This window comes from Polaromonas sp. (genome assembly GCF_035638815.1).
Classification (GTDB): domain Bacteria; phylum Pseudomonadota; class Gammaproteobacteria; order Burkholderiales; family Burkholderiaceae_C; genus Polaromonas.
Window position 1 is genome coordinate 104965 of record NZ_DASQZG010000012.1, and the last position, 14344, is coordinate 119308.

The window sequence follows — 14344 nt, forward strand, 5'->3', positions numbered from 1 at the left end:
TGGATCCCGGATCAAGTCCGGGATGACGAATCGGAAGGTGCAGTCATCCAATCAGCTTGAAGCAACGCCGCCTCACGGGTGAACTGGCCTTCATGCATTCTTTCCAGCATCTCGCTGGTGTCCATAAGAACAAAGCGCTCCACCTCGCCGTCCTGATTAGCAGGCTCCAATCCGTCGGGAACCGAGCAGTGATACCAATCGATACGCTCCACGACGTAACCGTGCCCGCCTGCGTCGTCACTGGGACACCGGATATCAACATGGCCACCGTGGGCAATGTCTTTCAGTTGGTGTAACCGCAACCCAGCCTCTTCCCAGGTCTCGCGCTCCAGCGCACCGGCCAGTGTGTCGGCGGCGCCTATCATGCCGCCCATCAGCGTGTCCAACAGGCCCGGGTCGTTGGGCTTGGTCAAGGACCGTTGCTGCACCCAGTGCCGGCCGTCCGGTGCGCGACCGATCAGGTGAACTGCCCGGGTGGCAATACCCAGCACCCTCACCACAGCGCGCTCCACCGTGCCCACCTGCTCCCCTTGCGGGCCTGTCACGGCCAGTTGCTCATTGCGCCAGGCGTGGGCCAAGCCCACCTCGCGCAGCGCAAGCGCCACGGCGTGCAAACCCGCGGTGGGCTCCCCCGCAAGGCTCACGGCAGAAGCGCCTTGGCACTCCTGCATTGATAGCAAAGAATGACCGTGGTTAAAGGGCAAACACGCGATTTCGCTTGCAACTGCAGGCTCAACAGAGCCAATGACCACGCCGCCGGCCAACAAGGGCATGCGTGCTCGGCTGGGCGCCAATTGACTGCTGGCGCGCAAATCGGCCAGCCACTGTCGGTCCAACCCGTTCAACACGCCACCACTCATAAGGTGAAGATGGTGCAGCCCGTCGTCTGGCGCGCTTCCAGCGAGCGATGGGCCTCTTGCACTTCTTCCAGCGGAAAGCGCTGGTCGATACGGATGTTGACCTTGCCACTGCTGACCATACCAAACAGTTCGTCAGCCATTTCCTGCGTGGTCTCGCGGGTGGCGATGTGGGTGAAGAGTGTGGGGCGCGACACGTACAGCGAGCCCTTGGCAGCCAGCAGTCCTATGTCCAGCGGCTCTACCTTGCCCGAGGCATTGCCGAAGTTGGCGAGCAGTCCAAACGGCTGCAGACAGTCCAGCGACTTGAGGAAAGTGTCTTTGCCTACGGAGTCGTAGACAACCTTCAGTCCTTTACCGCCGGTGATCTCTTTCACGCGGGCCACAAAATCTTCTTTCGCGTAATTGATGGCAAAAGCCGCACCGTTGGCCAGCGCCAGTGCACATTTTTCATCCGAACCGGCCGTGCCGATCAACTGCAAACCCATGGCCTTGGCCCACTGACAGGCGATCAGGCCGACTCCACCGGCTGCCGCATGGAACAGCACAAAATCGCCGGGCTGAAGCCCGCCCTGCGGCTGGGTGCGGCTCAAGAGGTACTGCGTGGTCAGGCCCTTGAGCATCATGGCCGCGCCGGTTTCAAACGATATTGCGTCGGGCAACTTGCAAACGCACTTGGCAGGCATGACCCGCACTTCACAGTAGCTGCCCGGTGGCTGGCTGGCGTACGCTGCGCGGTCCCCGGCCTTGAGATGGGTGACGCCCTCGCCCACCGCTTCGATCACGCCCGCGGCCTCCATGCCCAGCTGCAAGGGCAATGGCAGCTTGTACAGGCCGCTGCGCTGATACACATCGATGTAGTTCAGCCCGATGGCCTTGTGCCGGATGCGGATTTCACCGGGGCCCGGGTCTCCAACACTCACGGTCACCAGCTTGAGCTCTTCGGGCCCGCCGTTCTGGGTGATCTGGACGGCTTTGGAGGTGATGGTGCTCATGTGTTTCCTTCAGGTGCGATTGGGGATGGTCGGGCCTGCATCCTGCCACGAATTATTTTGTCGTGCTTGACTCACATGCTGGTCCCCCAGGGCCTGCGACGGTGTTCAGCCTGCCTTCAGCCTCGCTGGCGAAGGCTGGTTACAGTCAGGTGCATGTCGTCCGGCCTGAACCTTCGCACCGCCCTGCTCTTGCTGGTGCCACCACTGTTGTGGGCGGGCAATGCCGTCGTTGGGCGGCTGGTCAATACGCTGGTGCCGCCCATCACCCTCAATTTTCTGCGCTGGGCCTTGGCATTTCTGATTCTCCTTCCCCTGGCAGGCTGGGTTCTGCGCCGGGGCAGCCCGCTTTGGCCGCACTGGAAGCGCTTTTTGCTGCTGGGCCTGTTGGGTGTGGGCGCTTACAACGCCTTGCAATATCTGGCTCTGCAGACATCCACCCCGCTCAACGTCACCCTGGTGGCGTCCAGCACCCCGGTTTTTATGCTGGGCATAGGCTGGCTGTGTTTTGGCCAGCGTGTGACCGGTCGGCAAATAGCGGGGGCAGTTCTGTCGATAGCAGGTGTGCTGATCGTGTTGTCGCGCGGGCAGTGGGCCATGCTGGCACAAGTTGAGCTGGTGGTGGGTGACCTGTACGTGCTGCTGGCCACACTGGCGTGGGCGTTTTACAGCTGGCTGCTGTCGCAACCCAAAGAACCATCCGAAATACGCCAGGACTGGGCTGCATTTTTAATGGCTCAGATCATCTTTGGATTGGGCTGGTCCGGCATGTTTGCCGCTGGCGAGTGGGCGCTTAAAGCCGATGCGCAAATCACCTGGGGATGGCCGCTGGCTGCGGCCCTTCTGTATGTTGCTATCGGTCCGGCGATTCTGGCCTACCGTTGCTGGGGACTGGGGGTGCAGCGCGCCGGGCCTGCCATTGCGGGCTTTTTTGCCAACCTCACGCCGCTGTTTGCTGCCCTGCTGTCTGCAGCATTTCTGGGTGAGTTGCCGCATGTGTATCACGGCGTCGCGTTCGCGTTGATTGTGGGCGGGATTGTGGTTTCCTCGCGGCGCTAGTCAGGGCCTGTTCACCCTATCCCGCCATTCGCACCTGCCGCGCCGCTTCTTCTGCCCGCGCATCTTCAATCTCCCGCATCACGGCACTCATGTCCACTGCGCCCGCCTTGCGTTCAAAGCGGCCGGTCAGTACTGTTTCCGGATCCAGCACACCGCGCTGATACAGGTCCCACATCTCAAGACCGTAGTGGGTGGGCAGCAAATCGGGCGCAAAGCGGCCAAAGAAGTTGCGCAAGTTCTCAACATCGCGCAGCAACATGCGGGCGGCGTGGTTGTTGCCGGCGGCATCCACAGCCTGGGGCAAATCAATGATCACTGGCCCGTCTTCAGCCAGCAGAATGTTGAACTCCGACAAATCGCCATGCACCACGCCAGCACACAACATGCGGACCACCTGCGTGAGCAGCATCGCGTGGTGGCGGCGCGCGTCTTCTGGCGACAGCACCACATCGTTAAGCCGCGGCGCCGCATCCCCATGCTCGTCGGTCACCAGCTCCATCAGCAACACGCCGTCATGAAAGTTGTGCGGCTTGGGCACCCGCACGCCCGCAGCGGCCAGTCGGTAAAGCGCATCAACCTCCGCGCTTTGCCAGGCAGCCTCTTGCGCCTGCCGGCCAAATTTGGTGCCCTTGGCCATGGCACGCGCCTGCCGGGAGTTCTTGACCTTGCGGTTCTCGGTGTAATCAACAGCCTGACGAAAACTGCGGTGCGTGGCTTCTTTATAGACTTTGGCGCAGCGCGTTTCTTCGCCACAGCGCACCACATACACCATGGCTTCCTTGCCGCTCATCAGCTGACGAACAACAGTGTCGATCAGGCCTTCTTCTATCAGTGATTGCAGTCGTGCGGGTGGTTTCATGTGCTCATTTTTGCACGCCGGGTTGCGCAAACGCGTTAAACCTGCTCAATGAGAGATTGAGCGTGTCGCTCGCGGAACCTGGTATTTCGCCTGTCCTAAAAAGTGCCGGGAAACGCCCCGCCGTCGGCCAGCACGTTTTGCCCGGTCATGTATGCCGCGTGTGTGCTGCACAAAAACGCGCAGATGGCACCAAACTCCTGGGGCGTTCCAAATCGCTGCGCCGGAATGTTTTTTCGGCGGGCATCCATGACGGCGTCCAGCGGCTGTCCCGTTTTGACGGCAGCACCCTGCATGGTGCCGCGCAGGCGGTCCGTATCAAAGGCGCCAGGCAGCAAGTTGTTGATGGTCACCCCCTGCGCAGCGAGCTTGGTGCGCGCCACACCTGCAACAAACCCCGTGAGACCACTGCGCGCGCCGTTGGACAGGCCCAGAATATCAATGGGTGCCTTGACCGAGCTGGAGGTGATGTTGACGATGCGGCCAAAACCGCGTGCGGCCATACCGTCGACCGTCGCCTTGATCAGTTCTATCGGTGTCAGCATGTTGGCATCCACTGCCTTGAGCCAGACATCGCGGTCCCAGTCGCGGAAGTCCCCCGGAGGCGGGCCACCCGCATTGGTAACCACAATGTCGAAGTCCTTGCGTACTGAAAAAACCGCAGCCCGACCTTCTTCTATTGTGATATCTGCAGCAACAAATTGCACAGTTGTCCCGGCAGGACGGTCAGTGTCTGCTATCAATTGCGCAGCAGCCCCCTCCAGTACCTCAGCGCCGCGCGCCACGATGAGCACGTGCACACCTTCGCGCACCAGCGCTTGGGCACATCCCAGTCCCAGGCCCTTGCTGGCGCCACACACCAGAGCCCATTTGCCTGCAATACCTAAATCCATAATAATTCCGCTTTATACAGTGAGGGGTAGGCCATGATACTGAGCAAAATCAAACGCGTTCACTGGCTGGGCATTTGTGCCCTGACACTGGCAAGCAGCATGGCTCACGCCCAAAGCGAGCCTGTGCTTTTAAAGCGCCCCTCCGAGCTTCGCGAAGCCCCCGGAGAAAATTCGCGCAGCCTGGTTGCCCTGGCTGAGCGCACGCCCCTGACACGTTCTGGCGCGCGCCAAGGCGCCTGGGTGCAGGTGAAAACCGAGCAAGGTGCCACCGGCTGGGTTCACATGTTTGACATAGGCTCGTCCAGCGGCGCGGCGCCAGCTGGCGCGGGTGCCAGCGCACTGCGCGGCCTCACCAGCTTCTTCAACAAGGGCAGTGCGCAAGGTGGATCAACAACGGCAACTTCCACCGTCGGCATACGAGGCCTTGGCGCGGAAGATTTGAACCGCTCACAGCCCAGCATTGCGGCGGTCGACCAGGCCGACGGCATGCGCATGAATGCCGATCAGGCGCGGCAATTTGCCGGCAACGCCTCACTTGCGGCGCGTACGGTGGACCCATTGCCGGAACCAGCCCCGGTGCGAAACGCCACGCCTTCCTCACCCTCAAGCCAGGACCGTTAGGAGTCAAGCCATGCAATCATTTTCTCCCTCTCACCTCGCCTGGCTTGTATCCCTTTCATTAGCGGCTGCACTGGGTTGCGCACCGGCGTACAGCCAGGATGCCGGAAAAGCGCTGAACTTCCTGGGCAACCTTCTGCGCCAGCCGCCCGCTGAAGCGCCGGCAACACCCGCCTCCCCCGGGGGAATGTTGGGCAACCTGATGGGCGCCACGTTGGCGCCAAACAGTGGCAATCAGGCCGCGCGTGCTGGCGACCTGATTGGTTTGCTGTCGCAGTCGCTGGAGCAGATTGATGAGCCCAAGGAAATCGAGATTGGCCGCCAGCTCGCCGCAGTGTTGCTGGGAAGCAAACCTCTCCATCCCGACATGGCCTTGCAGCGTTACGTCAATCAACTGGGACGATGGATCAGCCTGCAATCCTCGCGCCCGCAATTACCGTGGACATTTGTCGTTCTGGACGATCCAGGATTCAATGCCTTTGCCGCGCCCGGCGGTTATGTGTTTGTGACCAAGGGCCTGATTGATCGAGTGGCAGATGAGGCCGAACTTGCAGGCATTTTGGCGCACGAAATCACCCACGTGACAGCCAAGCACCACCTGCAGGCCATTGCCAAATCAGCACGCACCGGCTTGCTGAGCCAGGTGGTTGCGTCGCAGGTCAAAGGTCAGTTGGCCAGCGCAGTCTCGGCCCAGTTTTTAAGCGTGGGGCGCGAGCTGTATTCGCGCGGCCTGGACCAGAACGACGAGTTTGAAGCCGACCGAACGGGTGTGGCCCTGGCAGCCCGGGCCGGCTTTGATCCCTATGGATTGGTCGCGGTGCTGCAGCAGCTGCGCACCGTCACGCCGGACGATACCCTCTTCACGCTGTCGCTGAGCACACATCCGCCCGCGCAGCAGCGGCTGGACCTGCTTGAGAAAGCGATGGGCAACCGGCTTGATAACCTCACGGGCCAGCCATCGATGACTGTGGCTCAGCGCATGGAGCGGCTTGCGTCCAGCCGCAGTGCTGAGGCGCCAGCGGGCGCTGCTGCTTCGGGGAGGCGGGTGCCGGTTAAGAAGTGAGGCTTGGAGTTGTCGGCTCCCGGGCAAAGCTTCCTGAAAACGTCTCGATCTCAGCCGGTTGTGGTTCGCATGCAAGCCGGGTCTCGCCCCGGCGGGCGACTCCCTTTTTCTTTGCGTCGCCAAAGAAAAGGAAGCAAAAGAAAGGCGACCCTGCTGCCTGCGTCCCCCTTCGCTGACGCTACGGGGGCAACCTGCGGTGCTCGGTAAAAGCGGGGTCAGGCACAAACTCGCCTTCGGCTCAAACAAGTGCCTGCCCTGATCCGCTTTGACCTGCGCTCCTCGGCGCATACAGAAGGGGTGGGGGGACGGGGCCGGAGTCGGGATCAATACGGATGCGGGGATGGATTCCGGCCTTCGCCGGAATGACAAGCCCTTGCGCGCTTGGCGCGCAAGGGCTCGCACGGTACTTTGATTCATGCACGCGAGGGCAGCACACGCGGCTAAATGGGGCTCCCTTCCATCGCCCAGCGGGGCGAGGGAAGGGCGGGGGGTTGGGAGTGGGGAGTCAGTCCTACTGTCCCAAGCAAACATCAGCCACAGCGTGACGCAATAACCCGCCAAGATCACTTGCCAGCACGGGTGAATACAAAAATCCCTGATATCACCAGCACGGAACCCGCAGCAACCCAAACCGTAAACGGCTCACCCAAAATGAGCACGCCCATCAGAATGGTAGAGATCGGCCCAATCATCCCGGTCTGCGCCGTCAAGCTCGATCCAATCCGCTCGATCGCCATCATCACCATCAGCACAGGCGCTACGGTACACAGCGTCGCATTGAGAAGAGACAACCACAACACCTGTGGCGCCACGTCGGCAGCGGCCAATGGCCGGAGCACCAAAAATTGCACGATGCAACACAGGCATGCCACCGTACTGGCAAGACCCACCAAGCGCAGCGAACTCAAGCGCTTCACCATTTCGCCGCTATAGACAAGGTACAGGGCGTAACTGACGGCGCTTAAAAACACCAGTAATGCACCCCACGCGGCATTGCTGCCAAGCAAGGTGATTTCGTGGGCAAATACCAGCACCACACCGGCATAACTGATGGCCATACCGATGATTTGCAGCGCGGTGATGCGGCGCTGGTAAAGCACCAGGCCCAGCAGCAACACCAGCGTCGGGTTGAGATAAAGGATCAGCCGTTCAAGTGATGCGGTGATGTAGGCCAGCCCTGCAAAGTCTAGAAAACTAGCCAGGTAGTAGCCGGTCACGCCAAGCCACAAAACACCCAGCCAGTCTTTCCGGGAAAGCGCGGCCTTGCCGCGGCTCGTCCACCAGGCCATCACCGCAAATATCGGCAGCGCAAACAACATGCGGTACATGATCAGCGTCACGGCATCGACGCCGTAGCGATAGGCCAGCTTGACGATGATGGCCTTGCCGCTGAAAGCAATGGAACCCAACACAGCAAGCAAAAGACCACTCGCTATGCTTTTGCTAGCAATACTCGCCCGTGGATCCTGGGCAGATGGATGATTTTGTTGAGGATGGTTGGTCAAAATGCTTTAGAAGCCGGCGGCCTGCCCGTCGCGTCGCGGGTCGCTGGCCGCCACGTAACCTTCCACCTTCGGATCCCCAGCGCGCCAGATGAACTGCCCTGCCCCAAAGTCCTGGTAAGAGTCATTGATAACTTCCATCCGATGACCGCGTGCGGCAAGCCCCTGCACCGCTGCCGGGTTCATCGCCGCTTCCACATTGATCTCCATGCCCGCGTTGTAGCGCCAGCGCGGTGCGTCACAGGCAGCTTGCGGGTTCTGTCCGTAGTCCAGCATGCGCACCAGCGTCTGCATGTGCCCCTGAGGCTGCATGTTCGCGCCCATCACGCCAAAACTCATCACTGCCTGATTGTCTTTGGTCAAAAAGGCCGGGATGATGGTGTGAAACGGTCGCTTTCCGGGCGCAACCTGGTTAGCGCCCGCCTGTAGGCTGAAAGCATGGCCACGGTTCTGCAGGCTGATGCCGAACTCCGGCTCCACGCAGCCTGAGCCAAAACCCATGTAATTGCTCTGAATGAAGCTGACCATCATGCCGTCTTCGTCGGCCGCGGTCAGATAGATGGTCCCACCCTTGACCGGGTTTCCGGCGCCAAAGTCCTGCGCTTTTTTCATGTCGATGAGTTTGGCACGGGCACTGAGGTAAGCGTCATCCAGCATTTGATCGACCGTCACCTCCATGCACGATGGCTCGGCGACGTATTTGTAAACGTCGGCAAAGGCCAGCTTCATGGCCTCGATTTGCAGGTGTTGGGAATCGACGCCATCCACGGGCAACGCTGCCATGTCAAACTTATCCAGAATGCCCAGCGCAATCAGTGCCGCAATGCCCTGGCCATTGGGTGGAATTTCATGCAAGGTGTAACCGCGGTAGTCCTTGCCGATCGGCTTGACCCACTCAGGTTGATAGCTTTCAAAATCCTTGCTCGTGAGACTGCCCCCGTGCTGCCTTGAAAACTTTTCAACCGCCTCTGCAATCTCGCCGCCGTAGTAGGCGGAGCCTTTGCTGTTGGCTATGGCGCGCAGCGCCTTGCCCGCCGCCTTGAACTGGAACAACTCCCCAACATTGGGTGCACGCCCCCAGGGCAAAAAAGCATTGGCGAACCCGGGCAAGGATTTCAGCTCCCCAGTGGCTGCCGCCCATTTTTGTTGCACAACGGTGGGCACCAGATAACCCCGCTCGGCAATTTCGATAGCAGGCTCCATCAGGTCAGCAAAAGGCAACTTTCCAAAACGCTCGCTCATGGCGACCCAACCCGCAATTGCTCCGGGCACACTCACGGAATCCATGCCCCGCTTGGGAGGAGCCGTTTCGGCCGCACCATATTTTTTCTTGAAATATTCGGGCGTCCAGGCTTGCGGCGCCCGTCCGGAGGCGTTCAAGCCGTGCAACTCCTTGCCATCCCAAATTAATGCAAAGGCGTCGCTGCCCAGACCGTTGCTGACGGGCTCCACAATGGTCATCATCGCGGCAGCTGCGATGGCGGCATCAACCGCGTTGCCACCCTTGAGCAACATGCGCAGACCTGCCTGTGACGCAAGCGGATGAGAGGTGGACACCACATTACGCGCAAACAGCGGCAAACGGGTGGATGTGTAGGGGTTGCTGTAGTCGAATGAGCTTGGTTTGGTAGGCATTCAGGAATTGTGATTGATTTCCCCATGCGACGTGCCCGCGGGTGCGCAATTCCGAGTACACCAACAAAAACGGCGCCCGCAGGCGCCGTTGGCAAGCGAAGCGCCGCTTACACGGGGTCGTCTTCGTGGAAGGCTTCCTCGCGCTTGTTCTTCACGGCGGGCAACAACACGATAACCAGCAACAGCGCGCCTGCGGCCAGCAAACCAGCCGACAGGGGACGCGTGACAAACACGCTCCAGTCGCCGCGCGATAGGAGCAGCGCTCGGCGCAGGTTTTCTTCCATCATGGGGCCCAGGATGAAGCCCAGCAGCAGCGGCGCAGGCTCTGCCCCCAGCTTGATGAAGAGATAACCAATCACACCGAAGATGGCCACCATCCAGATGTCCCAGGTGTTGTTGTTGGTGGAGTAAACACCAATCGCGCAGAACAACACAATCGCAGGGAACAGGTAGCGGTAAGGCACGGTCAGCAGTTTGATCCACATGCCAATCAACGGCAGGTTCAAAATAACCAGCATGGTGTTGCCGATCCACATGGAGGCGATCAAGCCCCAGAACAACTCGGGGTTGCTGGTCATGACCTGCGGGCCCGGCTGGATGTTGTGAATCGTCATGGCGCCGACCATCAGCGCCATCACGGCGTTGGGAGGAATGCCCAAGGTCAGCAAGGGGATAAAAGAGGTTTGAGCACCGGCATTGTTGGCTGACTCAGGACCCGCCACACCGCGGATGTTGCCTTGGCCGAATGGAATTTCCCCGGGCTTCGTGCCCATTTTCTTTTCCAGCGCATAAGCGGCAAACGCAGCCAGCAAAGCGCCGCCGCCAGGAAGAATACCCAGTGATGAACCCAGAGCAGTGCCGCGCAGCATGGCAGGCGCCATGTCCTTGAAGTCCTGCTTGGTAGGCATCAGGCCGGAGACCTTGGCGGTAAACACTTCACGCTCATGCTCTGGCTGCGACAGGTTGCTGATGATCTCGCCATACCCGAATACACCCATGGCGATCACGATGAAGCCAAGGCCGTCCGTCAACTCTGGAACGTCAAAGCTGAAACGGGCCACGCCCGAGTTCACATCCGTGCCCACAAGACCCAGCAGCAGGCCCAGCACAATCATGCCCACAGCCTTGAGCAGCGAGCCAGAGGCCAGCACGACGGCGCCGATCAGGCCGAGCACCATCAGCGAAAAATATTCAGCAGGTCCGAACTTGAAAGCCAGCTCTGTGAGCGGTGGGGCAAAGGCAGCCAGGATCAGCGTGCCGACACAACCTGCAAAGAATGAGCCCAGGCCAGCGGCAGCCAGCGCCGGCCCGGCGCGGCCCTTTCGGGCCATCTGGTAGCCGTCAATACAGGTCACCACCGATGAAGATTCGCCAGGGAGGTTGACCAGAATGGCGGTGGTTGAACCACCGTACTGCGCACCGTAATAAATGCCGGCCAGCATGATAAGCGCTGAAACAGGTGGCAGAGCATAGGTAGCTGGCAACAACATGGCAATGGTTGCCACTGGGCCAATGCCGGGCAGCACGCCGATCAGCGTCCCCAAAATACAGCCGGCCAGTGCGTACAGCAGGTTGATGGGCGTGAAAGCGACGCTGAAACCCAGCGAGAGATTGGTAATGAGATCCATCTTTATTCCTTAGCCTGTGATGAAGGCGGGCCACACAGGAAACTGCAGCTTCAGCGCCACAACGAAGGCCAAGTAACTGCCAACGGCCAGCACCGTCGCCAGGATAAAAGTATTTTTGAACTTCCAGCCTGCCTCTGCCATGCTCGCAATAAAGGTCACGGCGTAGATCGCGACGATCAGGCCGAAAGCGGGGATCTTGAGCGCGGGCACACCGGCGAGCAGAACACCAAACGTGACGTTGGCCGCGATGATGAAAAACAGTGGTTTCCAGGCCCATTTGCCGATTTTTTCGCCACCTTCGGTTTCAACAACCAAAGCCGAGAAAGTGATGGCAGCGCCCAGAATTGCCAACATGATGCCAAGCATCAAAGGGAAATAACCTGGCCCCATGCGCGCACCGGTGCCCAGGCTGTAGGTACTTGCGCCCCATGCAAACGCGACGCCTACGGTCATGAACATGAGCCCGCAGAAGAAGTCTTTTTGACTCTTGATATGCACGGTTCGTCTCCTCTATAAAGAATATCGCTGGATTGTGCAGTTAACCCAAGCCGTTAGCCATGTGGCTTTCACCTACAGTCGCGCGCGTTACAGCTCCCTGCCCAGCGCAGGCGCGCAATCCAGCTTCAGGAAAGAGGCGGGGTGGTTGCGAGAATTTCTTCAATGGTGGTCACCCCTTCCGCCACCTTGAGCGCACCTGCCAATCGCAGCGGACGCATGCCATCCGCTACGGCCTGCCGCCGCAGGGCATCGATGCTCGGCTCCCTGGTCACTTTGTCCTTGAATGCCTCGGTCACGGTCAGCAGTTCGTACAAGCCCATGCGGCCCAGGAAACCCGTCATGCGGCAGTCGACACAACCGGCAGGCTTGTACGGACGGTATCCGCCGTTGATTTGCCAGGGTTTGACCACCTCGGCGAGTGTTTCGCGCGGAGTGCCCTCGTCTTTCTCGCGGCACTGCTGACACAAGGTACGCACCAGTCGCTGGGCCAGCACACCGAGCAGCGTGGCATTGATCAGATAGGAAGGGACACCAAGCTCCATCATGCGCGACACAGCAGATGGCGCGTCATTGGTGTGCAGGGTGCTGAACACCAGATGTCCGGTGAGTGCGGCCTGCACCGCCATCTCCGCCGTCTGCAGATCCCGAATCTCGCCGACCATGATGATGTCCGGGTCCTGCCGCATCAACGCACGCAGTCCCTCAGGAAAATCGAAATCAAGATGGGCCTGCACCTGCGTCTGGTTAAACGATGGCTCGATCATCTCGATCGGGTCTTCAATCGTGCTGACGTTGACTTCTTCGGTCGCAATCCGTTTGAGTGTGGAATACAGCGTTGTGGTTTTACCAGAGCCAGTTGGTCCGGTGACCAGAATGATCCCGTGCGGCCGCTTGACCAGTTGCTCCCAGCGCTCAGCATCGTGCTGTGAAAAACCCAGCGCATCCAGATCCTTCACCGTGGTGTCGGGGTCAAAAATACGCATGACCATTTTTTCGCCAAAGGCCGTGGGCAGTGTGGACAGACGCATTTCAATCTCGTCACCGCGCTGATTGCGGGTCTTGATGCGGCCATCCTGCGGTCGGCGTTTTTCAACAACATCCATGCGGCCCAGCAGCTTGATGCGCGCTGTCATGGCGTTGTGCACACCCATGGGCAACTGATACACCGGATGCAGTTTGCCGTCGATGCGGAAGCGGATGACACCCTGCTCACGCCGTGGCTCGAGGTGAATGTCACTGGCGCGCTGGTCAAAGGCGTACTGCCACAGCCAGTCCACCACCTGCACCACGCCCTGGTCATTGGCATCCAGCTGCTTGTTGGTTTTGCCCAGCTCAACCAGTTGCTCAAAACTTGCTGCACCAGCGTTTCCGCCGGCTTTCATGGCTGCCTTGACGGACTTGGCCAGCGCAAAAAACTCTGCGGTGTAACGGGAAATTTCTGTCGGATTGGCCACCACCAGACGCACACTGCGTTTGGCTTGCCGCTCCACTTCAGACACCCAGTCGGTGATAAACGGCTCGGCAGTTGCGACCACCACTTCGGACGGCGTTACTTGCACCGGCAGCACTTTGTGGCGTTCGGCATACAGCGCCGACATGGTGTCTGCCACTTTGCCCACGTCGACCTTGAGTGGATCAATACGCAGATAACCGAGGTTGGCACGGCCAGCCAGCCATTGGGTGATGGATTCAATATCCAGCGGCTTGCCGTCTGCGACACGCGTCATGCTGACGCTAGCGAGGCGAATCAGCGGATGCTGGGCACTTTGCACCTGGGCGCAACGCGCAATCGTGCGCTGGGCCTCTGCGGCGGAGATGACGCCGTCTTCGCTTAACCACTCCACCAGACGTCGCCAGTCCAGGGGACCAACGTGAGCGGATTTGGCGGTGGGTTCAGGGCGGGAGGTGGGGGGCATCGCAGCGCGCATGGTGGCACTGTAACCCACCATCTGGCCCACAAAGGTTCAGGCCACGGGTTTGAAAAGGCGCAGCCATTTCTTTGCGGGTAAACCCCAGCGTGATTCGATAACATCCGCCCTTTGCACCAGCTCGGTGCGATCGGGACGACTGGGTTCGCGCTGCGCCGCAACAATGGTGTTGCCCTCCCGAGTGGGCTTGAAAGCCCACACCGCTTCCGCACCAAATGCACGGGTGATTTTTTCCAGCGATTTCGTGTAGCTTGAATCGCGGCCAAAGAGATTGACCGTCATCACACCTTGGTCCGTCAGCAAGTCCCTGCAATGCGCGTAAAAGTCCTCGCTGTCGAGCACCGGCGCTGCGGCCTCGTGGTCGTACAGGTCTACCTGCAGCGCATCGACTGTGCCTTGGTGTGAGGCTTTGAGGATTTCTTGCCCGGCATCGGCCTGAATAACTTTGAGCCGGAGGTCGTCTTTCGGCAACTTGAACCACAACCTGCAGGCACTGATAACCTGCGGATTAAGCTCCACCGCAGTGGTTTTCATCTTTAGCTTTTTGTGGCAAAACTTGGTAAGGGCAGCAGCCCCCAGACCGAGCTGCATGGCGTGCTGAGCGGGCACTGCGGAAGCTTCGCAAAAAAGCAGCCACACCATCATCCGCTGGACGTACTCCAACTCGATATCGAAAGGCTTGTCCATGAGCATGGAGCCCTGCACCCAGGGGCTTCCCAGATGAAGGTAACGAATATCACCGAAGTCGGAAAAGTTGACTTCAGGCAGCTGGACTGGCGCGGCGCTGCGGGCTGCTGATTCTTTGCGGGGCATGT

Annotated in this window: 13 protein-coding genes; 3 read left to right on the forward strand and 10 right to left on the reverse strand. The window is 59.8% G+C overall.

What is annotated here, in order from left to right; translation table 11 throughout:
* Positions 1-11: 11 nt before the first annotated feature.
* Together VE934_RS07410 and VE934_RS07415 are read right to left on the reverse strand one after the other, a co-directional pair.
* Positions 12-860 (reverse strand): NUDIX hydrolase, encoded by an 849-nt coding sequence (locus VE934_RS07410; RefSeq protein WP_324885912.1) that lies wholly within the window; start codon positions 858-860, stop codon positions 12-14.
* Positions 857-1852 carry a quinone oxidoreductase gene (locus VE934_RS07415; RefSeq protein WP_324885913.1) on the reverse strand — a complete coding sequence of 332 codons (996 nt, stop codon included), beginning with the start codon at positions 1850-1852 and terminating at the stop codon, positions 857-859. Before VE934_RS07415 ends, VE934_RS07410 begins: the two co-directional genes overlap by 4 nt.
* Before the next feature lie 153 nt (positions 1853-2005).
* Between VE934_RS07415 and VE934_RS07420 the strand changes: the two genes are divergently transcribed.
* On the forward strand, positions 2006-2908 hold the full coding sequence (locus tag VE934_RS07420) for a DMT family transporter (protein ID WP_324885915.1): 903 nt from the start codon (positions 2006-2008) through the stop codon (positions 2906-2908).
* Positions 2909-2924: 16 nt separating this feature from the next.
* Here the strand turns inward: VE934_RS07420 and VE934_RS07425 are convergent, their stop codons facing one another.
* Positions 2925-3767 (reverse strand): PA4780 family RIO1-like protein kinase, encoded by an 843-nt coding sequence (locus tag VE934_RS07425; protein ID WP_324885917.1) that lies wholly within the window; start codon positions 3765-3767, stop codon positions 2925-2927.
* A gap of 95 nt (positions 3768-3862) precedes the next feature.
* Complete coding sequence (locus VE934_RS07430; protein WP_324885919.1) at positions 3863-4657, reverse strand: SDR family oxidoreductase; 795 nt, start codon at positions 4655-4657, stop codon at positions 3863-3865.
* A gap of 33 nt (positions 4658-4690) precedes the next feature.
* Between VE934_RS07430 and VE934_RS07435 the strand changes: the two genes are divergently transcribed.
* Positions 4691-5278, forward strand: coding sequence for an SH3 domain-containing protein (locus VE934_RS07435; protein WP_324885921.1), 588 nt, complete (start codon positions 4691-4693; stop codon positions 5276-5278).
* 10 nt (positions 5279-5288) lie between these two features.
* Positions 5289-6338 carry a M48 family metalloprotease gene (locus tag VE934_RS07440; RefSeq protein ID WP_324885923.1) on the forward strand — a complete coding sequence of 350 codons (1050 nt, stop codon included), beginning with the start codon at positions 5289-5291 and terminating at the stop codon, positions 6336-6338.
* Between the two features lie 563 nt (positions 6339-6901).
* Here VE934_RS07440 and VE934_RS07445 read toward each other — a convergent pair.
* The 6 genes from VE934_RS07445 to VE934_RS07470 form a co-directional block, all read right to left on the reverse strand.
* Positions 6902-7789: a DMT family transporter gene (locus VE934_RS07445; protein WP_324886216.1), complete on the reverse strand. Its 888-nt coding sequence runs from the start codon at positions 7787-7789 to the stop codon at positions 6902-6904.
* A gap of 60 nt (positions 7790-7849) precedes the next feature.
* Positions 7850-9475 (reverse strand): gamma-glutamyltransferase family protein, encoded by a 1626-nt coding sequence (locus VE934_RS07450; protein ID WP_324885925.1) that lies wholly within the window; start codon positions 9473-9475, stop codon positions 7850-7852.
* A gap of 107 nt (positions 9476-9582) precedes the next feature.
* Positions 9583-11103 carry a tripartite tricarboxylate transporter permease gene (locus VE934_RS07455; RefSeq protein ID WP_324885927.1) on the reverse strand — a complete coding sequence of 507 codons (1521 nt, stop codon included), beginning with the start codon at positions 11101-11103 and terminating at the stop codon, positions 9583-9585.
* A gap of 9 nt (positions 11104-11112) precedes the next feature.
* Positions 11113-11601, reverse strand: coding sequence for a tripartite tricarboxylate transporter TctB family protein (locus VE934_RS07460; RefSeq protein WP_324885929.1), 489 nt, complete (start codon positions 11599-11601; stop codon positions 11113-11115).
* Positions 11602-11726: 125 nt separating this feature from the next.
* On the reverse strand, positions 11727-13517 hold the full coding sequence (locus tag VE934_RS07465) for a GspE/PulE family protein (RefSeq protein ID WP_324885931.1): 1791 nt from the start codon (positions 13515-13517) through the stop codon (positions 11727-11729).
* A gap of 48 nt (positions 13518-13565) precedes the next feature.
* Positions 13566-14342, reverse strand: a complete 777-nt coding sequence (locus VE934_RS07470; RefSeq protein ID WP_324885932.1) for a spermidine synthase — start codon at positions 14340-14342, stop codon at positions 13566-13568.
* Positions 14343-14344 lie beyond the last annotated feature (2 nt).

Bases quoted from the DNA above. Each gene is read 5' to 3' on its own strand.
- VE934_RS07410 (WP_324885912.1), bottom strand. From the start codon at position 860: ATGAGTGGTGGCGTGTTGAACGGGTTGGACCGACAGTGGCTGGCCGAT.
- VE934_RS07415 (WP_324885913.1), bottom strand. From the start codon at position 1,852: ATGAGCACCATCACCTCCAAAGCCGTCCAGATCACCCAGAACGGCGGG.
- VE934_RS07420 (WP_324885915.1), top strand. From the start codon at position 2,006: ATGTCGTCCGGCCTGAACCTTCGCACCGCCCTGCTCTTGCTGGTGCCA.
- VE934_RS07425 (WP_324885917.1), bottom strand. From the start codon at position 3,767: ATGAAACCACCCGCACGACTGCAATCACTGATAGAAGAAGGCCTGATC.
- VE934_RS07430 (WP_324885919.1), bottom strand. From the start codon at position 4,657: ATGGATTTAGGTATTGCAGGCAAATGGGCTCTGGTGTGTGGCGCCAGC.
- VE934_RS07435 (WP_324885921.1), top strand. From the start codon at position 4,691: ATGATACTGAGCAAAATCAAACGCGTTCACTGGCTGGGCATTTGTGCC.
- VE934_RS07440 (WP_324885923.1), top strand. From the start codon at position 5,289: ATGCAATCATTTTCTCCCTCTCACCTCGCCTGGCTTGTATCCCTTTCA.
- VE934_RS07450 (WP_324885925.1), bottom strand. From the start codon at position 9,475: ATGCCTACCAAACCAAGCTCATTCGACTACAGCAACCCCTACACATCC.
- VE934_RS07455 (WP_324885927.1), bottom strand. From the start codon at position 11,103: ATGGATCTCATTACCAATCTCTCGCTGGGTTTCAGCGTCGCTTTCACG.
- VE934_RS07465 (WP_324885931.1), bottom strand. From the start codon at position 13,517: ATGCCCCCCACCTCCCGCCCTGAACCCACCGCCAAATCCGCTCACGTT.
- VE934_RS07470 (WP_324885932.1), bottom strand. From the start codon at position 14,342: ATGCCCCGCAAAGAATCAGCAGCCCGCAGCGCCGCGCCAGTCCAGCTG.